Origin of the sequence: Vitreoscilla filiformis (assembly GCF_002222655.1) — a bacterium.
GTDB lineage: Bacteria > Pseudomonadota > Gammaproteobacteria > Burkholderiales > Burkholderiaceae_C > Ideonella > Ideonella filiformis.
The window spans coordinates 2,730,125-2,750,351 of sequence record NZ_CP022423.1 but is presented as its reverse complement, the minus strand read 5'-3'; the positions used below and the strand labels follow the sequence as shown (position 1 = coordinate 2,750,351).

21 protein-coding genes are annotated in these 20,227 nt (G+C 62.9%); 11 read left to right on the top strand and 10 right to left on the bottom strand.

Annotated elements, in window-relative coordinates; all coding sequences use genetic code 11:
• Entirely contained in the window at positions 1-609 is a 609-nt protein-coding gene (mog, locus tag VITFI_RS12935) for a molybdopterin adenylyltransferase (RefSeq protein ID WP_089417311.1), read from the bottom strand.
• Positions 590-1,201 carry a ribosome biogenesis factor YjgA gene (gene yjgA, locus VITFI_RS12930; RefSeq protein ID WP_089417310.1) on the bottom strand — a complete coding sequence of 204 codons (612 nt, stop codon included), beginning with the start codon at positions 1,199-1,201 and terminating at the stop codon, positions 590-592. Before yjgA ends, mog begins: the two co-directional genes overlap by 20 nt.
• A gap of 72 nt (positions 1,202-1,273) precedes the next feature.
• Between yjgA and pmbA the strand changes: the two genes are divergently transcribed.
• From pmbA to VITFI_RS12915, 3 genes are all read left to right on the top strand, one after another.
• Complete coding sequence (pmbA, locus tag VITFI_RS12925) at positions 1,274-2,644, top strand: metalloprotease PmbA (protein WP_089418151.1); 1,371 nt, start codon at positions 1,274-1,276, stop codon at positions 2,642-2,644.
• 145 nt (positions 2,645-2,789) lie between these two features.
• Entirely contained in the window at positions 2,790-3,872 is a 1,083-nt protein-coding gene (locus VITFI_RS12920; RefSeq protein WP_089417309.1) for a TRAP transporter substrate-binding protein, read from the top strand.
• Between the two features lie 125 nt (positions 3,873-3,997).
• Complete coding sequence (locus tag VITFI_RS12915; RefSeq protein ID WP_089417308.1) at positions 3,998-5,080, top strand: TRAP transporter substrate-binding protein; 1,083 nt, start codon at positions 3,998-4,000, stop codon at positions 5,078-5,080.
• A 93-nt stretch (positions 5,081-5,173) separates the two neighbouring features.
• Here VITFI_RS12915 and VITFI_RS12910 read toward each other — a convergent pair whose 3' ends face one another.
• From VITFI_RS12910 to VITFI_RS12895, 4 genes are all read right to left on the bottom strand, one after another.
• Entirely contained in the window at positions 5,174-6,922 is a 1,749-nt protein-coding gene (locus VITFI_RS12910; protein WP_089417307.1) for a TRAP transporter large permease, read from the bottom strand.
• Positions 6,922-7,527 carry a TRAP transporter small permease subunit gene (locus tag VITFI_RS12905; RefSeq protein WP_089417306.1) on the bottom strand — a complete coding sequence of 202 codons (606 nt, stop codon included), beginning with the start codon at positions 7,525-7,527 and terminating at the stop codon, positions 6,922-6,924. The genes VITFI_RS12910 and VITFI_RS12905 overlap by 1 nt, the downstream gene beginning before the upstream one ends.
• 123 nt (positions 7,528-7,650) lie before the next feature.
• Positions 7,651-7,995: a TIGR01244 family sulfur transferase gene (locus VITFI_RS12900; RefSeq protein WP_089417305.1), complete on the bottom strand. Its 345-nt coding sequence runs from the start codon at positions 7,993-7,995 to the stop codon at positions 7,651-7,653.
• Positions 7,996-8,024: 29 nt separating this feature from the next.
• Positions 8,025-8,471, bottom strand: coding sequence for a GatB/YqeY domain-containing protein (locus VITFI_RS12895; protein WP_089417304.1), 447 nt, complete (start codon positions 8,469-8,471; stop codon positions 8,025-8,027).
• 104 nt (positions 8,472-8,575) lie between these two features.
• Between VITFI_RS12895 and VITFI_RS12890 the strand changes: the two genes are divergently transcribed.
• Positions 8,576-9,907, top strand: coding sequence for an AAA family ATPase (locus VITFI_RS12890; protein WP_089417303.1), 1,332 nt, complete (start codon positions 8,576-8,578; stop codon positions 9,905-9,907).
• Positions 9,904-10,362 (top strand): hypothetical protein, encoded by a 459-nt coding sequence (locus VITFI_RS12885; RefSeq protein WP_089417302.1) that lies wholly within the window; start codon positions 9,904-9,906, stop codon positions 10,360-10,362. Before VITFI_RS12890 ends, VITFI_RS12885 begins: the two co-directional genes overlap by 4 nt.
• A gap of 8 nt (positions 10,363-10,370) precedes the next feature.
• Here the strand turns inward: VITFI_RS12885 and lysA are convergent, their stop codons facing one another.
• A complete protein-coding gene (lysA, locus tag VITFI_RS12880) occupies positions 10,371-11,618 on the bottom strand; it encodes a diaminopimelate decarboxylase (protein ID WP_089417301.1) in 1,248 nt (415 codons plus the stop codon).
• A gap of 298 nt (positions 11,619-11,916) precedes the next feature.
• On the opposite strand from lysA, the gene VITFI_RS12875 reads away from it, so the two are divergent.
• Genes VITFI_RS12875 through VITFI_RS12865 form a run of 3 tightly spaced genes read left to right on the top strand, consistent with a single transcriptional unit; the run spans position 11,917 to position 14,202 of the window.
• Complete coding sequence (locus tag VITFI_RS12875; protein WP_089417300.1) at positions 11,917-12,183, top strand: hypothetical protein; 267 nt, start codon at positions 11,917-11,919, stop codon at positions 12,181-12,183.
• On the top strand, positions 12,180-13,127 hold the full coding sequence (locus tag VITFI_RS12870) for an EamA family transporter (protein ID WP_089417299.1): 948 nt from the start codon (positions 12,180-12,182) through the stop codon (positions 13,125-13,127). Before VITFI_RS12875 ends, VITFI_RS12870 begins: the two co-directional genes overlap by 4 nt.
• Positions 13,108-14,202, top strand: coding sequence for an alkene reductase (locus tag VITFI_RS12865; RefSeq protein WP_089417298.1), 1,095 nt, complete (start codon positions 13,108-13,110; stop codon positions 14,200-14,202). The genes VITFI_RS12870 and VITFI_RS12865 overlap by 20 nt, the downstream gene beginning before the upstream one ends.
• Here the strand turns inward: VITFI_RS12865 and VITFI_RS12860 are convergent.
• A complete protein-coding gene (locus tag VITFI_RS12860; RefSeq protein WP_089417297.1) occupies positions 14,191-15,123 on the bottom strand; it encodes a LysR family transcriptional regulator in 933 nt (310 codons plus the stop codon). The genes VITFI_RS12865 and VITFI_RS12860 overlap by 12 nt on opposite strands.
• 350 nt (positions 15,124-15,473) lie before the next feature.
• On the opposite strand from VITFI_RS12860, the gene VITFI_RS12855 reads away from it, so the two are divergent.
• Genes VITFI_RS12855 through VITFI_RS12845 form a run of 3 tightly spaced genes read left to right on the top strand, consistent with a single transcriptional unit; the run spans position 15,474 to position 18,114 of the window.
• Positions 15,474-16,406: a LysR family transcriptional regulator gene (locus VITFI_RS12855; protein ID WP_232476620.1), complete on the top strand. Its 933-nt coding sequence runs from the start codon at positions 15,474-15,476 to the stop codon at positions 16,404-16,406.
• An 11-nt stretch (positions 16,407-16,417) separates the two neighbouring features.
• The gene (locus VITFI_RS12850; RefSeq protein WP_089417296.1) at positions 16,418-17,614 is read left to right on the top strand and encodes an NnrS family protein; all 1,197 of its coding nucleotides are present in this window, start codon (positions 16,418-16,420) and stop codon (positions 17,612-17,614) included.
• A gap of 53 nt (positions 17,615-17,667) precedes the next feature.
• The gene (locus VITFI_RS12845) at positions 17,668-18,114 is read left to right on the top strand and encodes a hypothetical protein (RefSeq protein ID WP_232476618.1); all 447 of its coding nucleotides are present in this window, start codon (positions 17,668-17,670) and stop codon (positions 18,112-18,114) included.
• A gap of 30 nt (positions 18,115-18,144) precedes the next feature.
• Here VITFI_RS12845 and VITFI_RS12840 read toward each other — a convergent pair whose 3' ends face one another.
• Positions 18,145-19,662 carry a Fic family protein gene (locus VITFI_RS12840; RefSeq protein WP_198301473.1) on the bottom strand — a complete coding sequence of 506 codons (1,518 nt, stop codon included), beginning with the start codon at positions 19,660-19,662 and terminating at the stop codon, positions 18,145-18,147.
• Between the two features lie 151 nt (positions 19,663-19,813).
• Positions 19,814-20,026: a 30S ribosomal protein S21 gene (gene rpsU, locus VITFI_RS12835; protein ID WP_007833691.1), complete on the bottom strand. Its 213-nt coding sequence runs from the start codon at positions 20,024-20,026 to the stop codon at positions 19,814-19,816.
• Positions 20,027-20,227 lie beyond the last annotated feature (201 nt).

Here is a 20,227-nt window from a genome sequence, read left to right as displayed (position 1 = left end):
TCAAGCGCCTTTTCGAATCGCACTTTTGGGTCGAAACGCCTTGCACACCTCGTCGTGCGTTTCGAGGTAGGGGCCGCCGATCAGGTCGATGCAGTACGGCACCGCCGCAAAAATGCCCGGCACCGGCGGCGTGGCACGCGGCAGCCCCTCCAGCGTTTCGGCGATGGATTTTGGTTGGCCCGGCAGGTTGATGATCAGCGCCTGCCCGCGAATCACCGCCACTTGGCGCGACAGGATGGCCGTCGGCACAAAGTTCAGGCTGATGGCGCGCATTTGTTCGCCAAAACCCGGCATCACCTTGTCGGCCACGGCCAGGGTGGCTTCGGGGGTCACGTCGCGCAGGGCAGGGCCGGTGCCGCCGGTGGTCAGCACCAGATGGCAGCCGGCGGTGTCCACCAGCTCGCACAAGGTGGCGCTGATGGTGGCTTGATCGTCCGGAATCAACCGCGTCACCCAGGTGATGGGGTTGCGCAGGGCGCGCCCCAGCCAGTCTTGCAGCGCGGGGATGCCTTTGTCTTCATATACCCCGGTGGAGGCGCGGTCGCTGATCGACACCACGCCAATCGTCACGGCTTCGGGGGACAGGGCCTCAGGGGCGGCGGTGGTCATGGCGGGCGTCTTCCTCGTGATCTTCGGGGATGTCGTCGCTGATCGACTCGGTGTTGGCTTCGGCCAGCGTGCTCTTGATGAGCTGGAACAGCTCGCGGTAGGCCCGGGCGTGGCGCTGCTCGACGGTGGCCGCTGTGCTGTCCTTGCGGGCGGCGCGCACCAGCGAGCGCAGGGCTTGGGCGTCGGTGTTGGGGTGTTCGCTCATCCAGCGCGTCAGCGCATCATCTTGGGCGAGCAGTTCTTCGCGCCAACGTTCGGCTTCATGCAAGCGCAGCGTGTCTTTGGCGCTGCCCAGCTTGAAGGCGGCGATGGCCTCGCGAATCGGCTCGGGATCGACGTGGCGCATCAGTTTGCCCACGTATTGCAATTGCCGCCGCTTGCCCTCGAAGGAGCGTGTGCGGTGGAACTCGGCCAGGGCGTCGAGCAGGCTTTCGGGCAGGTTCAATGGCACGATGCGGCTGTCGGGCAGGCGGGTGAGTTCTTCACCCAGCGTTTGCAACTCGTGCATCTGCCGCTTCAGGGCCGACTTGCTCGGCCGACCGGCCTCGTCATCAAACTCGGGATCTTGGGGAAAAGGAGGCGCTCGGCGCATGAAAGGCAACCACTCTGACAGGCTATGGGGGATCGTTATGATTGTCCCGCAATTCCCAACCCGAGCTTTTGCATGACATCCACCGCTGCCCAGGGCTTCGCCTTTTCCCGTGAACAATTTCAGCAGATCGTCGAGGACGTGCTGGGCATGGCCCGCACCCTGGGCGCCAGTGACGCTGGCGTGGAGGTGTCCGAGGGCTGTGGCCTGAGCGTCTCGGTGCGCAAAGGCGAGGTCGAAAACGTCGAGCGCAACCGGGACAAATCGGTGGGCGTGTCGGTTTACCTGGGCCAGTGCCGGGGCAACGCCAGCACGTCGGATTTTTCGCGTACTGCCCTGGAGCAAACCGTGCGCGCCGCGTTCGACATCGCCCGCTTCACCGCCGCCGACCCGGTGGCCGGCTTGCCCGATCCGGACGATCTGGTGAGCGCCGAAGAAGCCGCCCGCGACCTGGATTTGTTCCACCCCTGGAACCCCAGCGCCGAAGACGCCACCGCCCTGGCCAAACGCGCCGAGGACGCCGCCATGGCGGTGAACAAGCGCATCACCAATTCGGATGGCGCGTCGGTGTCGGCGCAGCAATCGCATTTTTGGGCGGGCAACAGCCGGGGGTTCCGGGGCGGGTACGCCAGTTCGCGCCATTCGCTGTCGGTGGCGCCCATCGCCGGCAAGGGCTCGAAAATGCAGCGCGACCATTGGTACACCTCCATGCGCAACGCCCTGGAGCTGGCCGCGCCGGAAGAGGTCGGGCGCTACGCGGCGGCGCGGGCGCTGTCGCGTTTGAAGTCGCGCAAGATCCCGACGTGCGAGGTGCCCGTGCTGTTCGAATCCACCGTGGCCGCCGGGCTGCTGGGGGCGTTTGTGCAGGGTGTCAGCGGGGGTGCGCTGTACCGCAAAGCCAGCTTCTTGGTGGACAGTTTGGGCCAGCCTATCTGGGCCGATCACATTGATGTGGTCGAAGAACCCCACCTGCGCCGGGGCAAGGGCAGCGCCCCGTTTGACGACGAGGGCGTGCGCACCCGGGGGCGCAACGTCGTCACTGGCGGGGTCGTGCAGGGGTATTTCCTGTCGAGTTACTCGGCGCGCAAGCTCGGGATGCGTACCACCGGCCACGCCGGCGGCTCGCAAAACCTCACCCTGACCAGCCGCTTGACCCAACCCGGCGACCACCTCGAACACATGCTGCGCAAGCTGCACCGGGGTCTGTTCGTCACCGAGCTGATGGGCCAAGGGGTGAACTACGTCACCGGGGATTACTCGCGTGGTGCGGCAGGTTTTTGGGTGGAGGACGGGCGCATTGCCTTCCCGGTGCATGAAATCACCATCGCCGGCAACCTGCGCGACATGCTGCGCCACATCGTGGCCGTGGGCGCCGACGCTTACAACCTGGGCGCCAAAACCATCGGTTCGATGCTGATTGAGCGCATGAAAATCGCCGGTTCCTGAGGCCGTCTTCGGGTTGACCCGAACCCGGCGCCTGTTTGGCCGCTGTTTCAGCCAATTTTCAAGCTCGTGAGCGCAGGATGCGCGCCGCTGTCGTGCGGTGCGTGGGTGCGGCACGGTTGTTTGATCTGAAACAGGAGACTTCAGCATGGAACGTCGTTCCTTTGTGCGTAGCGCTGGCCTGGCCGGCGTGCTGGCGGCTGGCGCCGCTCCGGCCATCGTCCAAGCGCAGGCCAATCTGCGGTGGCGTTTGGCATCGAGCTTCCCCAAGTCGCTGGACACCATTTACGGCGGCGCCGACGTGTTCGCCAAGAAGGTCAGCGAGATGTCGGGCGGCAAGTTCCAGATCTCGGTGCATGCCGGTGGCGAGCTGATGCCCCCGTTTGGCGTGGTCGATGGCGTGCAAAACGGCACCGTCGAGCTGGCCCACACTGTGCCCTACTACTATTTCGGCAAGGATGAAACCTTTGCCCTGGGCGCGGCCATCCCCTTCGGCATGAACAGCCGCCAAATGACGGCTTGGATGACCGAAGGCAACGGTCTGAAGCTGATGCGTGAGTTTTACGCCGGGTTCAGCATCATCAACTTCCCGTGTGGCAACACCGGTGCTCAGATGGGTGGCTGGTACCGCAAGCCGATCCAGTCGATGGCCGACATGAAGGGCCTGAAGTTCCGCGTCGGTGGTTTTGCTGGCAAGGTGGCCGAGCGCTTGGGCGTCGTGCCGCAGAACATCCCGGGCGGCGAAATTTACCAATCGCTGGAAAAAGGCACCATCGACGCCGCTGAGTGGATCGGCCCCTACGACGACCAGAAGCTGGGCTTCAACAAGGTGGCGCCGCACTACGCTTACCCGGCGTGGTGGGAAGGCGGCGCGCAGATCGACTTGTTCATCAACAGCAAAGCCTTTGCCGGCCTGAGCGCTGAGTACAAAGCCATCATCGAAGCGGCAGCGGCTTACGCCCACATCAACATGCAGGCCAAGTACGACGCCCGCAACCCCGGCGCGCTGAAGCAACTGGTGGCCAACGGCACCAAGCTGTTCCGCTTCCCGAAGGATGTGATGGAAGCGGCGTTCAAGGAGTCGCAAGCGTTGTACAGCGAGCTGTCCAACAAGAACCCGAACTGGAAGAAGGTTTACGCCGACTTCGCCAAGTTCCGCGCCGATCAGAACCTGTGGTTCCGCTTCGCTGAAGCCGGTTTCGACGATTTCATGCAATCCCAGAAACTGTGACGCCCGAAGGGGCGACGCCCGGGTAAGCCCGTGCTGACGCCCCGGCTTGGCTTCCTAGAATCGCCATCGGCCCAGGCCCGCCAGCGCTGCTGCGGGCCTTTTTGTGCCCAGATGGAGAATCAACGATGGAACGTCGAGCTTTTGTTCGTCACGCCGGCTTGGCCGGTGTTCTGGCTGCGGGCGCTGCCCCAGCCGTGGTGCAAGCCCAGGCCCAACTGCGTTGGCGCTTGGCGTCCAGCTTCCCGAAGTCGCTGGACACGATTTTTGGTGCGGCTGAAGTGTTCGCCAAGAAGGTGGGCGAAATGTCGGGCGGCAAGTTCCAGATTTCGGTGCATGCCGGCGGCGAACTCATGCCCCCGTTTGGCGTGGTCGATGGGGTGCAAAACGGCACCGTCGAGCTGGCCCACACCGCGCCCTATTACTTCTTCGGCAAGGATGAAACCTTCGCCCTGGGCTGCTCGATCCCCTTCGGCTTGAACAGCCGCCAGCTCACCGCCTGGATGCTCGAAGGCAACGGCCTGAAGCTGATGCGCGAGTTTTATCGCGGCTACAACATCGTCAACTTCCCCGGTGGCAACACGGGGGCGCAGATGGGCGGCTGGTACCGCAAGCCGGTGCAGTCTCTGGCCGACATGAAGGGCCTGAAGTTCCGCGTCGGGGGCTTTGCCGGCAAGGTGGTGGAGCGCATGGGCGGGGTGCCGCAGAACATCCCGGGCGGTGAAATCTACCAATCGCTCGAAAAAGGCACCATCGATGCCGCCGAATGGGTCGGCCCTTACGACGATTTGAAGCTGGGCTTCAACAAAGTGGCCCCGCACTATGCCTACCCGGGTTGGTGGGAAGGCGGCCCGCAGTTGGACTTCTTCATCAACGCCAAAGCCTACGAAGGTCTGAGCGCCGAGTACAAAGCCATCATCGAAGCCGCGTCGGCCTACGCCCACATCGACATGCAGGCCAAGTACGACGCCCGCAACCCGGCGGCGCTCAAACAGTTGGTGGCCGGTGGCACCAAGCTGTTCCGCTTCCCCAAGGATGTGATGGAAGCGGCCTTCAAGGAATCGATGGCGCTGTACAGCGAAATCGCCGCCAAGAACCCGAACTGGAAGAAGGTTTACACCGACTACGCCAAGTTCCGCGCCGATCAAAACCTGTGGTTCCGCTTCGCTGAAGCCGGTTTTGACGACTTCATGCAGTCGCAAAAACTGTAACGCTGGCACGCAGCGCACCCCATCAAAAAAGCCGCGCTGGATGCCAGCGCGGCTTTTTGCATTCAGGGGGTGGTGGCCACCCCTTGGCTGTCGTTACTGACTGGCGGCACCATCCCGCTCGGCAGCGCGCTTGAAGGCATCCATTGGATCTTCCTCTTTCGGGGCCTCTTGCGCACCCGAAGCCGCGCTCGGGGTGCCGAACAACTGGTCTTGGTTGTTCTCTTGTGGCGCAGCATTCGGTTCGGCTTCGATGACGATGTTGTCCACGTTCACATCGGTCTTCTTGTCCAACCCCCCCGACACCATGCCCGGGAAAGCAATCACCAAGCCGACCATGATCATCTGGATCACCACGAAAGGCACGGCACCCCAGTAGATTTGACCCGTGGTGACCTTGGCGATGGGCTTTTTGGTGAGCTTGTCGGTGTAATCATCGTTCGGCGCGACGCTGCGCAGGTAAAACAGCGCAAAGCCAAACGGCGGGTGCATGAACGAGGTTTGCATGTTCACGGCCAGCAGCACCCCGAACCAGACCAAATCGATGCCCAGCTTTTCCGCCACCGGGCCCAGCAGGGGCACGACGATGAAGCTGAGTTCGAAGAAGTCCAGGAAGAAGGCCAGCACGAAAATCAGGATGTTCACCACGATCAGGAAGCCCAACTGGCCGCCGGGCAGGCTGGTCAGCAGGTGTTCCACCCAGTGCGGGCCGTCCACGCCTTGGAAGGTCAGGCTGAACACGGTCGAGCCCAGCAGGATGAACACCACGAAGCAGGAGAGCTTCATCGTCGAGTCCATCGCCTGGCGCATCAGTTTCATGTCCAGGCGACGGCGCGAAATGGCCATCAACAGCGCGCCCATGGCACCCATCGCACCGCCTTCGGTCGGGGTGGCGATGCCCAGGAAAATCGTGCCCAGCACCAGGAAAATCAAACCCAGCGGCGGAATCAGCACGAAGGTGACCCGCTCGGCCATGCGCGACAGCAGGCCCAGTTTCAGCACCCGGTTGGCCACCGACAGCGCAAACGCCACACCCACGCCCACGCACAACGACAGCACGATCAACTCGTCGGTCGGGGTTTCGGCAGGGCGCGTTTTGGCAAACACGATGGCCAAGGAAGTGGACAGCACCGCCAAGAAGCCCAACGACTTGAGACCGGCAGAGCCATCATCTTCGCGGATGGTGCGGGCTTCCGGCGGCAGGGCAGGCACCCAGGCGGGCTTGAACATGGCCACCAGCACCACGTAACCGACATACAAACCGGTCAGCACAAAGCCGGGGATGAACGCGCCCTTGTAGAGATCGCCCACGCTGCGGCCAAGCTGGTCGGCCATGATGATCAGCACCAGCGAAGGCGGAATGATCTGCGCCAGCGTGCCCGAAGCGGCAATCACGCCCGAGGCGACGCGCCGGTCGTAGCCGTAGCGCAGCATGATGGGCAGTGAGATCAAGCCCATCGAGATCACCGAAGCGGCAACCACACCGGTGGTGGCTGCGAGCATGGCGCCCACGAAAATCACCGCAAAAGCCAGGCCGCCCCGGATCGGGCCGAAGAGTTGGCCGATGGTGTCGAGCAAGTCTTCCGCCATCCCGGAGCGTTCCAGGATGAGGCCCATGAAGGTGAAGAAGGGGATCGCCAGCAGGGTGTCGTTCTGCATGATCCCGAAGATCCGCAGCGGCAGGGCCTGCATCAGCGAGGCGGGCAGCAGCCCCAGCTCAATGCCGACGAACCCGAAGAACAGCCCCGCAGCCGCCAGAGAAAAGGCAACCGAGAAGCCCATCAACAGGAAGACGATGAGGCCCGCGAACATGATCGGGGCCATGTTGGCCGAGAGGAATTCCATCACTTCGCTCCTTGCTTGGCGTCAGCTTCGGCGCGGGCCCGGATGATTTCGGCCAGCTCTTCTTCGGCTGATTTTTCTTGGGCTTTTTGGGTGGGATCGGCGATCAGCCCCATGAGGAAGGCCACACGCTTGATCAGCTCAGACATCCCTTGCAACCCCAGCAAAGTGAAACCGATGGGCACCAGGGCGTACACCGGCCAGCGGATGAGGCCGCCGGCGTTGGAGGACATTTCGCCCGTGGTGTAAGCCTTGATCACCAGCGGCACGACCAGGTCAATGACGGTGATGACGAAAGGCAGCAGGAAACAGACGATGCCGAAGATTTCGATCTTGATCTGGGTGCGCTTGGAGAAGCGCCCGGCGATCACGTCGATCTTCACATGCTCTTGGCGCAGCATGGTGTAGCCGGCGGCCAGCAGAAACACACCGGCAAACAAGTACCACTGAATTTCCAGGAAGGCGTTGGATCCGACGTTGAACGCCTTGCGGACGATGGCATTGATGGCGCTGATCGCGGCGGCGGCAAAGACCAGCCACGCAGCCCAGCGCCCGACCAGCTCATTGAGCCGGTCGATCAGGCGCGAAAGGGATAGAAGTGCTGACACGGTTGTCTCCAGTGTGCAGGGTTGGATGTAAAGCGCTGCGCACTGTAAGGAAACCGCACTGAAAGCGGGCTGAAAGCGTGTCAGGTTGCGGGTAAGTCCGGGGGCGGAGTCACCCGCGAGGGCTCACAGGCTGCCGGAGGCGGCCAGCAGCTTGCCCGAGCGGGCACCCGAGCGGCAGAAGCACAGCACCGGGCGTGGCAGTTCGGCCATGAGCTGGCCGAACGCGGCGATTTCTTCCGGCGATTGGTATCCCCCAGCCACCGGCAAATGGCGGTATTGCAGGCCAGCGGCTTCGGCGGCGGCTTGGATGGCGCTGCTTGTGGGTTGATCGGGGCCGTGTTCGAAGTCCGGGCGGTTGTTGATCACGCTTTTGAAGCCGAGGCGGGCCAGTTCGACCATGGCGTCGGGCTGCATTTGCGGGGCGGTGCAGATGTCAGCCGCGACTTGGGAAAGGGGCAGGGTGCTCATGTCGAAAAATCCTTGCAAAAAAGGGAGGTTCAGCCCGCCAGTGCGGCTTTCACCGCAGCGGAAACTTGGGCCATCTCGGCTTTGCCCGCCAAGCGGGTTTTGGCGGCGCCCATGACCTTGCCTATGTCACCGGGGCCAGCGGCGCCCAGCTCGGCGACGATGGCGCGCACTTCCACCAAAATGTCGTCGGCGCTCAGGCGGGCGGGCAAATAGGCTTGCAGCACGCTGATTTCGGCGCTTTCCTTGGTGGCCAGATCGTCGCGACCCGCTTGGGTGTAGGCGGCCACCGAGTCTTTGCGCTGCTTAATGAGCTTGTCCACCAACGCGACGATGGCGGCCTCATCCAGCACGATGCGCTCGTCCACCTCTTTTTGCTTGCAAGCGGCCAGCAACATGCGGATGGCGGTGAGCTTGTCGGCTTCCTTGGCGCGCATGGCGGCTTTCATGTCGTTGGTGATTTGGTCTTTGAGGCTCATGGGGGCTGTTCAGGTGAATGGGAACGGGAAAAACGAGGTGAAAGCGTGATTGTGCGGGTGCAAAGCACAATGCACGCCGAACATTAGGCTCGGGGAAACACACCATGCTTGCTGCTTTCACGCTTCGTGACTTTAAGAGTTTCCGGGATGCCACATTGCCGCTGGGAGCGCTGACGGTGATGATCGGCGCCAACGCAGCGGGCAAAAGTAATGCCATTGAGGCGTTGCGTTTGTTGAGCTGGTTGGCACAAGGGCACAAGCTCAGCACCATTCGATATGGCGGATATGAGCCCGTAGTGCGTGGTCGCATCGAAGACTTGTTCCACCGTGGCAGCGATGACTTCAGCCTGGGGTGTTTGAGTGATGACGAGGATTGGCATCGACTCAGCTTGCGCATCGGTTGGCGCGATGGCGATCTGCACATCCAACAAGAAACCGTGGATCAACTGGGCGGCCGAGTGCCGCTCTACCTTCTGGATCGTCCGTCGGTGGGGATGAGTACGGATGCGGGGGTGGCCTACAACAACTTTGCCAAGGGAGGCACCAAGCCCCATGTCACGGTGAGCGACCAGATGGCGGTGTTCACCCAGCTTGATAGCCCTGCCCGGTTTGAGGCAGGGCACCGCAAGGCTCAGGAAGTGATCCCTGTCGTTGCGCGTCGCTACCAGCGTTTGCTGTCCGACATCGTATTTTTGGATCCAGTACCTGCCCGGATGCGTGAGTACAGCTTCACGAACGACCGGCGCTTGCGGGGCGATGGCAGCCATCTTTCGAGCGTGCTGCACCACCTGTGGGGCACAGACTCGCAAGCGCATGACGAACCGGTGCGCAGCCAGCGCGAAGAGATGCTCGCATTCATTCAGAGCTTGCCCGAGCAAGAAATCACCGGACTGGCGTTTCTCACTGGCCCACGGGGGGAAGTGATGGTGCAGTTGCAGGAAACCTTTGGTGGTTTATGTCGCTGGGTGGATGCCTCGCTGCTGTCCGATGGCACCTTGCGTGTGCTGGCGATTGCGGCGGCGATGCTGTCGGCGCCACAAGGCAGTTTGGTGGTCATCGAGGAAATCGACAACGGCGTACACCCAAGCCGAGCGCATCATTTACTAGAGCGCCTCCGGACTTTGGCGCAACAGCGCCAGCTCCGCGTTCTGCTTTCGACCCACAACCCGGCGTTGTTGGATGCCTTGCCGGATGCTGCTGTGCCCGATGTGGTGTTTTGCTACCGCGATCCCGCCGATGGGGCCAGCCGGTTGGTGCGGTTGAGTGACGTGCCCGATGTTCCTGAATTGTTGGTGCAAGGCCCACTTGGGCGTTTGATGAGCACTGGGATCTTGGATCGTTTCATCAAGCAGCACCCAGGCCCTGAGACTCGCCGGCAACAAGCGCGGGCTTGGCTGGCGTCATTGCGGCTGTCTGGCGAAGAGGTTCGTTTGTGAGTGCCATCGTTCTCATCGACACCTCGGTACTGCTCAACGTGCTGGATGTGTCGGGGCGCAATGCGCAGCGTCAAGCGGTGCTGGTTGAGCTTGAGCAGTGGATAGAGATGGGCGCGCATCTGTTCATCCCAATGGCGGCGATCATTGAAACTGGCAACCACATTGCCCATGTGGCTGATGGGCGAGAGCGCCGTGCTGCTGCGCTGCGTTTCACCGAGGCGGTGGAGGCGGCACTGGCCAACCAAGCGCCGTGGAAGCCGATCAACTTCCCATCGGCCGAGAGCGTGTTGGGCTGGCTGAGTCGGTTTCCTGAGGCTGCGACCCGAGGCGTGGGTTTGGGCGATCTGTCCATTCAGCAAGAGTTTGAAACTTGCTGCCGCCGTTACCCCATGAGCCGCGTGTGCGTTTGGACGCTGGATGACGACCTGGCTGGGCTGGATCGGCCAGGGCGCTGAGGCGTCGTTCAGCAGTCTTCCAACGCCAACAACTCCGCCACTGTCTGGCGGCGGCGGATGAGGCGGTGGCCCTCACCGTCCACCAGCACTTCGGCAATCAGTGGCCGGCTGTTGTAGTTTGAGGACATGGAGGCGCCATACGCGCCCGCGTCGTGCAGCACCAGCAAGTCGCCCACGCGGGCCTGGGGCAGTTCACGGGTCAGCACCACGCCGCCTTCCCCTTGGGTGAACACATCGCCGGATTCGCACAGCGGCCCGGCCACCACGGTCGGTTGCAGCGGGCGCTCGCCTTCGCTCATGGGGATGACGCTGATGCCGTGGAAAGCGCCGTACATCGAGGGGCGCATCAAGTCCGAAAAGCCCGCATCCACCAGCGCAAAAGCGTTCTGGCCCATCGCCTTGGTGGCGCGTACTTCGGTCAGCAGCGCGCCCGATTCGGCCACGAGGTAACGCCCCGGCTCCAGCTCCAAATGAACCGGGCGGCCCAGGTGGCTGGCGATTTCGCGCCGCGCCGCATCCCACAGGCTGAAGTAATGCGCGGTGTCGATGCGGTCGTCACCCTCGCGGTAGGGAATGGAGAGGCCACCACCTGCCGAAATGGCTTCCACCGGCACGCCAGCGCGTTTCACCAGTGCCACCATCGCGGCGCAGACTTGCTGCAAGTGCCCGTAATCCACGCCCGAGCCGATGTGCATGTGCAAGCCCACCAAGCGCAGGCCGTGGCGCTGGATGGCGGCCAGCGCCGCGCCCAGATCGGCGTGCCAGATGCCGTGTTTGCTGTGCTCACCGCCGGTGTTGGTCTTGTTGCTGTGGCCATGGCCGAAACCGGGGTTGATGCGCAGCCACACCGTGTGGCCAGGCGAGCGCTGGCCCAGTTGCTCCAGCATGTCGATGGAGCCGGCGTTCACCGGCACGCCGTGGCGCACCACGGTGTCCAGCGTCGCGGCGTCGAACAAATCGGCGGTGAAGACGATGCCGGAGGTGGCGCCGGGGGTTTGATCGGCGGTGTAACCGGCGGCCAGGGCGCGTTCGATCTCACCGCGTGAGACGGCATCCACCACCACACCCTGCGCCCGCATCAGCCGCAGGATGTGGGTGTTGGAGTTGGCTTTTTGCGCAAAGCGCACGGTGTCGAACACCTGCAAGTCCGCAATGCGTTGGCGGATGGTGTGGGCGTCATACACCCACAGCGGGGTGCCGTGCTGCTGGGCCAGGGCGCGCAGCAGGTCGGGGGTGAAGGAGGTAGGCAGGCTCATGGGGTGGCATCTTGCCGGGTTGGGTAATGCTTTCACAATACTTTTTCATGCTTGAGCTATGTATGCGTGATATGGGTTCGCGCGCATGCATGGCCGCATGGGCTCAAGCGTTGGTGCCTCTGCGACATTCGTCGCTGATCAGTTATTGGGCTGTGAAATGCATGGAGATATTTTGAAAATGGACTAATTTTATTTATTGACTGGTGGTGCAATGTTTGTGCACTCTGAGTAAATATTCCCGTCGATATATTGCTGTAGCATCAATGCCCTCGGTTTTTGAATATTCATTGAGGATTTTGTGAATCATATTGTTCAGGTTGCAGGCATTATCGACGAGCGCGAAGCTAATCTTCTCTTGAGTGAGGGGGGCGATTGGTTGGGTTTTCCTCTGCGTCTGCCGTCGGGCAAGGACGATATTTCTGAAGCTGCTGCTGCTGCGATCATCTGTGGCCTGCCTACCCCTCATCTCGGGGTTTTGATCAGTTACATGACCCAGGCGCGTGACTTGGCTGCCTTTTATTTCGGCACGACCGCCAAGAGCACGGTTTCCGGGAGCATGGCATGAGCCGCAGCCATTCGTCCCCGCTCTGGTTCGATGTGCTGCTGACGGCGCTCGCCCCCATCGTCTGGGGGAGCACCTATCTGGTGACCACCGAGTTGTTGCCGCCCAATCGCCCGCTGCTTGCAGCCGTTATGCGTGCCTTGCCCGTGGGCTTGCTGCTGGTGGGGTTGGGTCGGCGTTTGCCCGAGGGGGCGTGGTGGTGGCGCATGGCCGTGCTTGGGGTGCTCAACATAGGGGCCTTTTTCTATTTCCTGTTTGTCGCGGCTTACCACCTGCCCGGTGGTGTAGCGGCACTGATCATGTCCTCGCAGCCGGTGATCGTGCTGATTCTGGGGGCCTTGCTGCTGAGTCAAGCCATCGCGCGGGTGCAGCTGCTGGCTTGCGCGCTGGCCATGGCCGGGGTGGGACTGGTGGCGGTACAGCCCGGCGCCCGGCTGGATGGCGTGGGCATCGCCGCTGGGCTGGCCGGGGCGCTGTCCATGGCTTCGGGTTTGGTGCTGGCCAAGCGCTGGGGGCGACCGCCTGGTATGGGGGTGATGACCTACACCGGCTGGCAGCTGAGCATTGGCGGTGCGGTGCTGCTGCCCGCAGTGCTGCTCGGCGAAGGTGTGCCCACCAGCCTGAGTGCGGCCAATTGGCTGGGCTTTGGCTACCTCTCGGTGGTGGGCGCGCTTGTGGCCTATTCCCTGTGGTTTCGGGGCGTCGAGCGCTTGCCGGCGCTGACGGTGGCGTTCATCTCACTCGCCAGCCCGCTCTCGGCGGCCATGTTCGGCTTCGTGTTCCTCGGCCAGCACTTGAGTCCGACGCAGTTACTGGGCGCGGCCTGTGTCATCAGCGCCGTCATCCTGGCCCAGCCCAGCATGCTGAAGCTGGGACGGATGCCCATGCCCAATACCTTCAGCAAATTTCTTGAGAGGCAAACCAAACATGATGTCTCGCGCTTTTGAACCTACATCCCTGGGGGCCATGACCCTGGCCAACCGCCTGGTGATGGCTCCGATGACCCGCAACCGCGCCACCCCCGACGGCCAGGCCACCGCGCTCATGGCGCGCTACTACGCGCAACGCGCCAGTGCAGGGCTGATCATTTCGGAGGGCATTCAGCCCAGCCCCGTCGGCCAAGGTTTCATGAACACACCTGGCCTGCACGACGCGCGGCAGGTGGGCTCCTGGCGGCAAGTGACGCAGGCGGTGCACGCCCAGGGGGGGCGCATCGTCGCGCAGTTGATGCATGCCGGGCGCATTGGTCACCCCTCGCTCTACGCCAGCGCTCATCAGCCGATTGGCCCTTCGGCGCTACCGGCGGCCGGGGTGGCTTTCACACCGAGCGGCCCACAGCCCTATCCGGTGCCGCGTGCCCTCAGTCTGGACGAGATCCGCCAGACCTGCGCCGACTTCGCCCAAGCGGCTCGCAATGCCCTGGACGCTGGTTTCGACGGGGTCGAAGTCCATGCCGGCAATGGCTTTTTGCTGCACCAGTTCATGGCGCGCAACTGCAACGCTCGCACCGATGCCTACGGCGGCAGCCCGGCCAACCGCGTGCGTTTCACCTTGGAGGTCGTGAACGCGGTGAGCCAGGCCATTGGCGCCGAGCGCACCGGCGTGCGCATTTCTCCGGCCAACCCTTACAACGACATCGATGAAGGCGAGAGCGCCGCGCTCTACCGTGCGCTGGTGCCCGAGCTGCCTGCGCTGGCCTACCTGCACATCATGGAGGCGGGTAATCGGGCGCAGACGCTGGAGATTCGCCGACTCTGGGCCGGGCGCCTGGTGCTCAACCCGCACGCTGATGCCAGAAGCTGGCCGGCCACACCGCAGGTGATCGAACCCCTCTTGCGCAACGGGGTGGTCGATGCCGTGTGTTTTGGTGCGCTCTTTCTGGCCAATCCGGACTTGGTCGAGCGTCTGAGCCGTCAGGCTGAACTCAACAGCGCTGACCCCACGACCTTTTATGGTGGCGGCGCCAAGGGCTACACCGACTATCCCACCCTGAGTGAGGTTGAATCCGCATCACTGGGCTGACACAGCCCCTACCGTCACGTCCGGTGCATTGCGGTGGTTGAAGCGCTGGGCCAGAAAATCGATAAAGGCCCGCAGGCGCCGTGGCACGGAGGGTATGCAGGGATACAGCACGAAAATCTTCACGCAGGGGCTGCGCCAAGACGTCATGACGGGCTGAAGCCGGCCTGCGGCGATGTCTTCCCGCACGATGACTTCCGGAATCCGCACGATACCCAGGCCCTGGAGGGCCGCGTAGCGCAGAGCCAAGCTGTTGTTGCAATTGATGGACGCGTTGATCGTCACGCCGCACTGGTGGCCAGCGTTCTCGAATTCCCAGCGAGTGGGTATTCCAGAGTTGGAGTAGGACAGGCAGTTGTGCTTCACCAGATCCTGGGGCGATAGGGGGGATTGCCTGTCGGCCAGATAAACAGGTGAGGCGCACAAGACATGGTCAAATTGACCGATGGTGCGCATCATGATGTTGGCGTCCGTCAGTTTTTGCGTGCTGCCCCGGATGGCGACGTCGTAGCTTTGGGCGAGTAAATCCACCTTTTCGTCGCTCAGCATCAAGTCAAGAGTGATGTCGGGGTGGCGCGCCCTGAATTCCAAGATCAGCGGAATGAGGCACGTCAGCCCCAAGGACATCGGAACTGAGATGCGCAGCTTGCCGCTCAAGGTTGTGCCTGAGGAGCGCAAAAAATCGTCCGTGTTTCGCATTTGTGTCAGCAAGTGCTGAACGCGATCGTAATAAATTTCGCCTTCATCGGTAATAGAAACATGGCGCGTGGAGCGGCGAATCAGCGTCACGCCTAAGTATTCTTCTAATTCCCTGATATTCTTGCTGACTGCCGAGCGTGATAGGCCCAGCTGTATGGCTGCACCAGAAAAACTGCGCTTTTCCACCACCATGCAAAATGTTTGTAAAGCTGTCAGTTTGTCCATGTCAATATTCCCGTGGGTGGTCTCAAGTTCGAAGTGCAACACCGCAACGGTCTAATTATAATGGGGGGTATATGAGTGTGCAGCATCTGCGCAAGCTTGCCACCCTTGGTGCAGAGGATTGGCACTGTTCTCCTGGCTGGTGAGGCTAGACGTAGGCTAAGCTCCCTGGGGATCTCTCGATGCCCTGGCCGAGGCAAACTGCGACAGTTCACTCGTTGAGCCATCGGCCACAGCGGCACGACCATCGAACCAACGAGCCTCCGTGGTTATCGGGGTGATTCACAAGGAGTTACTGGCATGGCGAGTCGAAGGCTCAATTTGCTTTTGCGAGTTGAAAAGGCAGCAGCAGGGTGAACAAGTCCCCATCTCTCATTACCCACCGCCTGATCGAAGTGTTCCGCGCCGTGATGCTCACCGGCCACGTCACCCGAGCCGCCGAGTTGCTGCACACCTCGCAACCCACCGTCAGCCGCGAGTTGGCGCGGTTGGAGCAGGTGCTGGGTTTCGCTTTGTTCGAGCGCGTGCGCGGTCGGCTGCAACCCACCGTGCGGGCGCTGGCACTGCGCGAGGAGGTGGAGCGCTCCTTCGTCGGGCTGGAGCGCATCGCCGCCACGGCCAGCGGGCTGCGCGAGTTCGCCCAAGGTCGGCTGGAGCTGGCTTGCCTGCCGGCGCTCACCCATGCGCTGCTGCCGGCGGCGCTGGCGTCGTTCGCCGCGCAGTGGCCGCAGGCCAGCGTCAGCCTCACGCCGTTGGAATCGCCCATGTTGGAGGCGGCCCTCACCGAACAGCGTTTTGACCTCGGTTTGACCGAGCAGCGCGAAGCCCCACGCGGCACCACCTTGGCGCCGCTGTTTCAGGCCGACGAAGTCGCGGTGCTGCCCGCCGGCCACCCGCTGGCGCAGCGCGAACGCCTGCGGTTGGAGGATTTCGCCCATCACCCCTTCGTCAGCCTGGCACCGGGCGACCCGTACCGCCAGCAGATCGACGCGCTGTTCACCCAAGCCAGCGTGCCGCGCCAGTTGCGACTGGAGACGGCCAGCGCCGTGTCCGTGTGCGCCTTGGTGCGTGAGGGGCTGGGGTTGGCCATCGTCAACCCGCTGACAGCGCTGGCGATGGCGGGCGAGGGCAGCGGGCTGGTGATGCGCCCGCTGGCGGTGAGCATCGCATTCCAAGTGGCAGTGGTGTGCCCGGCGCTGCGGGCCGAGCATCCGTTGCGGGCACCGTTGCTGGCTGCGTTGCAGGACGCTGCACGCCAAGCCCAAGCGCAACTCCAAGCCGCCTAAGATCGCCACCCATGGCCACGCAATTCATCCAGATCGAAGAAATCCGTCGCCCGCCGCCGTCCAACCACTTGGCGCTGTGGGATTTGGGTTTTCGCCCGTTTTACCTGCTGGCCGCGTTACAGGCCGTGGTGTCGGTGCCGCTGTGGGCGCTGCAATTTGTGGGCGTGTTGCCGGGGGCGGTGCTGCCCTCCGCGCTGTGGCATGCGCACGAAATGGTGTTTGGCTACACCTTGGCGGTGGTGATCGGTTTCTTGTTTACCGCTGGGCGCAACTGGTCGGGCCAGCGCACGCCCACGGGGCGGCCCTTGATGGCGTTGGCGGCGTTGTGGCTGCTCGGGCGTGTGCTGGTGTTCACGCCCTGGGGCTGGGCGGCGGCGGTGGTGAACGTGGCCGTGCCGTGGCTGGCGGCTTGGGGGTTGTGGCGGGCGTTGCACCGAGGCGGCAGTCATCGCAATTATTTTTTCGTCGCGCTGCTGGTCTTGATGGGCGTGGCGTGCGGCGTGCTGCACCTCGGCCAGTTGTTGAACTGGCAGGCGCCAGGCGGCTTGGGGCTGCCGGTGGCGCTGGATGGGGTGCTGTTCATGATTGCGGTGATGGGTGGGCGTGTGATCCCCATGTTCACCAACAACGGCGTGCCTGGCCTGAACGCCGTGCGTCACCCCAAGCTGGAGCCGGTGGCGCTGGGCAGCGTGCTGGCGCTGTTGGTGGCCGATGCCCTGGGGCTGCGCGGCGTGTGGCTCATGCCGGTGTTGCTGCTGGCGCTGGTGGCGCACGCTGCCCGGTTGGCCCTGTGGCAAAGCTGGAAAACAGGTCGCAACCCCTTGGTGTGGGTGCTGCATGTGGCCTACGCCTGGGTGCCGATTCACTTGGCGCTGCGCTTGGGCGCTGAAGCCGGTCAGGTGATGCCAAGCTTGGCCACGCACGCCCTCACCGTCGGCGTGATCGGCACCATGACCCTGGGCATGATGACCCGCACCGCCATGGGCCACACCGCCCGCCCCTTGCACGCCAGCCGGGTGGAAACGGCGGCTTACGGGTTGGTGAGCCTCGCCGCGCTGGTGCGGGTAGGCTTGCCGCTGCTGTGGCCGGCGGGGTTGATGGTGGCGGTGGGCGTTGCTGCCGTGTTGTGGAGCGCGGCGTTTGCGCTGTACCTGTGGCGTTACACGCCGTGGCTGTTGCGTCCGCGTGCGGATGGCCATCCGGGTTGAGCATGGCACCGCAGCGGCGTTTTCAGAATTTACCCAGTGCGCAGCAGACGATCTTGCGGCGCCAGTTCGCGTGGTTGCTGGCAGTCCACGATGCGCAACCACTGCCGCCGGGGGTGTCGGGCCTGGCCGTTTCGGTGTTCGACCATTGGTTGAGTGAGGACGAAGCGCGTGAGCATCTGGCCCATGTTCCCCCAGCCGAACAAGCGCGGCGCGATGGGTTGCACGCCCGCTTTGCCCAGCTCGTGCTGGCGCAGACAGAAGCGTTGACTTACGTTTGGCGCGGTCGGCGCAAAGACAGGGCCGTGTTTCGGCGTTTTACCGATGTGGAGGCGCCGCGCACCGGCCAGCGGCCTTTCCGGCTGGTGTTGCCGGCGTGGCAAGCGGTGTTTTTGGAGGGGTGGGATGACACGCACTCTGTTTTCAGCACGTCACCCGAAACGGTTCAGCGGGTGAAAGACTGCGCCGCAGCGTGTGGGCTGTTTGTGCTGGACGTGGCGTGAACGGAGTTCCTGTGTAAAGGGTTACCCCGGTTACGAGGGATCTTCTTCTGGAAGCGGGCCGCGCAAGGCCGCCTGGACGGTGGTTTCGATGGCATCCAGTACCTCGGCGGGCACGTGCTCGGCAAATCGCTTGCGGCGGTTGTTGGAAAGAACCCCGGCGTTTTGATGAATGGTGACGATCAGCGTGGCCAGATCGCTGCCGCGCAAGTCATAACGGGCATCGATGTGACGCTTGACCCGGTCAAACAGCGCCAGAAACGCGACTTCTTCACGCAGATGCACATCCAAAGCGGCCTGAGCCATGGCCAGCACGAATTCCACACCGGGCGTCACGTCCATGTACCGAAACCAGGCAGCCGCCCCATCCACCCACGCATAGCTGTAGTGCTCATCGCCTGCCCAGGTGACGTTGCAGAGCTGGCGAGCCGGGCGACTGAATGCTGTGAGAGCCGCTAAGTAATGCGCCTCGTGTTTTCTCATGGCGACCGAAATGGGCAGCAAAAATGGTGGCGGCAAGCGCCCGGATTGCCCCAAACAGTGGTGAATGAGGTAACGCGACAACCGCCCATTACCGTCCATAAAAGGGTGGATGAACACGAAGGTGAATGACACCACCGCCGCATGTGCCAGCACATCCAGCGATGCCGGGCGTTGGTTGGCCAGGCGCATCAGCCCGGCCATCAGCTCCACCGCCAGATCGGGCCAAGGCGGCACATAACTCACGCCAGCGGCCCCCAGGGCGGCCCCTTGCAGGCGGTTTTGTTCGGTGCGGAATTGCATCTCCTGTGCCCAAGGCGTGCTGATGAGGGCGTTTTGCAGCTCGGCCAACCATTCCTCGGTCAGTGCTCGGGGTTCATGGGCGCGCCGAAGCACGGAGGCAAATCGGGCGGCTTTGTCCGCAGAAGGGGCCTCACCTTCAATGGCTAAAGAACCTTCGGTTTCGCTCAAATAGGCCCAGTGGATCGCACGATCCAACATGGCTTGTCCCACGCTTTCGGCAAAGGCGTGCGCCTGGCCCAGAACGTCCTGATTCAGCAGGGCCAGCAATGCAGGCGTCTTGCGGACTTGGGGGCAGAACGTCCAGTCACCCAAACCGTTGAAGTCGATGCGCCAGCGTGGATCGCGGCGGATGGGGCCGGTCAGCCACTCATCCGGGTCGAATAACGGGGCGTAGGCAGCCGCGACACCAGGGTTGTCCAGGCCTGGCAGGGGTTGACCGCGTAGACCCTCCCAAAGGTGGCAGAGCTTGCGGATGTACACCCCATTGGGTGCCGCTTGGAAGGCTTGCACCAAGCTCTGAGGGTTCAGGCGAGGCAGGCAAGCGGCCAGCACGTCCAGCCGAACCCCCTCATGTTTGAGGGCGAACAAGGCGTGCTGGAGCAAATCACCTGGTGGGGGAGCCAGCCTGGGTGGAACCAGCAAGGTGCCATCCGGCAAGCGCTCGATGCGTTGAGTGGCCGCCAGGCGGGCTTGCCAGGGCCCGAGAAAATCGGCTGATCCGGGCAACTCGGCCTGTGCTTGCAGGTAGGCATAACCCACGGCATTCATGTTCAGACGCCCCTCTTCCATCGCAAAAATCTTCAGTGGCCGGGAATTATGTTCAGTCTGGGTGGGGGCCGTGTTTTTTTGTTCAGCCAAATGAAAAAGCCCGCCACGGCGTCCCGTGCGGGCTTTTCAGTGAGGCTGAAAGCGGTTCGGCTTAGTACAGCTTCTTGGGCAGTTGCATGCTGCGAACGCGCTTGTAATGACGCTTGACGGCCGCAGCCTTCTTGCGCTTGCGCTCGGCGGTCGGCTTTTCGTAGAACTCGCGGGCGCGCAGGTCGGTCAACAGACCCAGCTTTTCGATGGTGCGCTTGAAGCGACGCAGGGCGACATCAAACGGCTCATTTTCCTTGACGCGGATGGTGGTCATTTAGCAAAGAATCCTAGGTTGGCGCTCGGTGCCCGACGCCGGAAGCAGTTTCCGGAATTTTCCGGGGCCGGATCGACTCGCACGGTTGCTAGCAAAAGCTGGCGATTCTAGCCCGAAAAATCACGATTTCAACGCAAGCACCGTAAACCGCACGAGCGTTCGATTCGGCTAGACTCACAGGGCGTCATGTTGCGGCGCAGC

Excerpts from the sequence above, each read along its gene's own strand:
- yjgA (WP_089417310.1), bottom strand. The coding sequence starts at position 1,201 with ATGCGCCGAGCGCCTCCTTTTCCCCAAGATCCCGAGTTTGATGACGAG.
- VITFI_RS12920 (WP_089417309.1), top strand. The coding sequence starts at position 2,790 with ATGGAACGTCGTTCCTTTGTGCGTAGCGCTGGCCTGGCCGGCGTGCTG.
- lysA (WP_089417301.1), bottom strand. The coding sequence starts at position 11,618 with ATGAGCCTGCCTACCTCCTTCACCCCCGACCTGCTGCGCGCCCTGGCC.
- pmbA (WP_089418151.1), top strand. The coding sequence starts at position 1,274 with ATGACATCCACCGCTGCCCAGGGCTTCGCCTTTTCCCGTGAACAATTT.
- VITFI_RS12890 (WP_089417303.1), top strand. The coding sequence starts at position 8,576 with ATGCTTGCTGCTTTCACGCTTCGTGACTTTAAGAGTTTCCGGGATGCC.
- VITFI_RS12915 (WP_089417308.1), top strand. The coding sequence starts at position 3,998 with ATGGAACGTCGAGCTTTTGTTCGTCACGCCGGCTTGGCCGGTGTTCTG.
- mog (WP_089417311.1), bottom strand. The coding sequence starts at position 609 with ATGACCACCGCCGCCCCTGAGGCCCTGTCCCCCGAAGCCGTGACGATT.
- VITFI_RS12865 (WP_089417298.1), top strand. The coding sequence starts at position 13,108 with ATGATGTCTCGCGCTTTTGAACCTACATCCCTGGGGGCCATGACCCTG.
- VITFI_RS12910 (WP_089417307.1), bottom strand. The coding sequence starts at position 6,922 with ATGGAATTCCTCTCGGCCAACATGGCCCCGATCATGTTCGCGGGCCTC.
- VITFI_RS12840 (WP_198301473.1), bottom strand. The coding sequence starts at position 19,662 with ATGAATGCCGTGGGTTATGCCTACCTGCAAGCACAGGCCGAGTTGCCC.
- VITFI_RS12895 (WP_089417304.1), bottom strand. The coding sequence starts at position 8,471 with ATGAGCCTCAAAGACCAAATCACCAACGACATGAAAGCCGCCATGCGC.
- VITFI_RS12850 (WP_089417296.1), top strand. The coding sequence starts at position 16,418 with ATGGCCACGCAATTCATCCAGATCGAAGAAATCCGTCGCCCGCCGCCG.
- VITFI_RS12870 (WP_089417299.1), top strand. The coding sequence starts at position 12,180 with ATGAGCCGCAGCCATTCGTCCCCGCTCTGGTTCGATGTGCTGCTGACG.
- VITFI_RS12860 (WP_089417297.1), bottom strand. The coding sequence starts at position 15,123 with ATGGACAAACTGACAGCTTTACAAACATTTTGCATGGTGGTGGAAAAG.
- rpsU (WP_007833691.1), bottom strand. The coding sequence starts at position 20,026 with ATGACCACCATCCGCGTCAAGGAAAATGAGCCGTTTGATGTCGCCCTG.
- VITFI_RS12900 (WP_089417305.1), bottom strand. The coding sequence starts at position 7,995 with ATGAGCACCCTGCCCCTTTCCCAAGTCGCGGCTGACATCTGCACCGCC.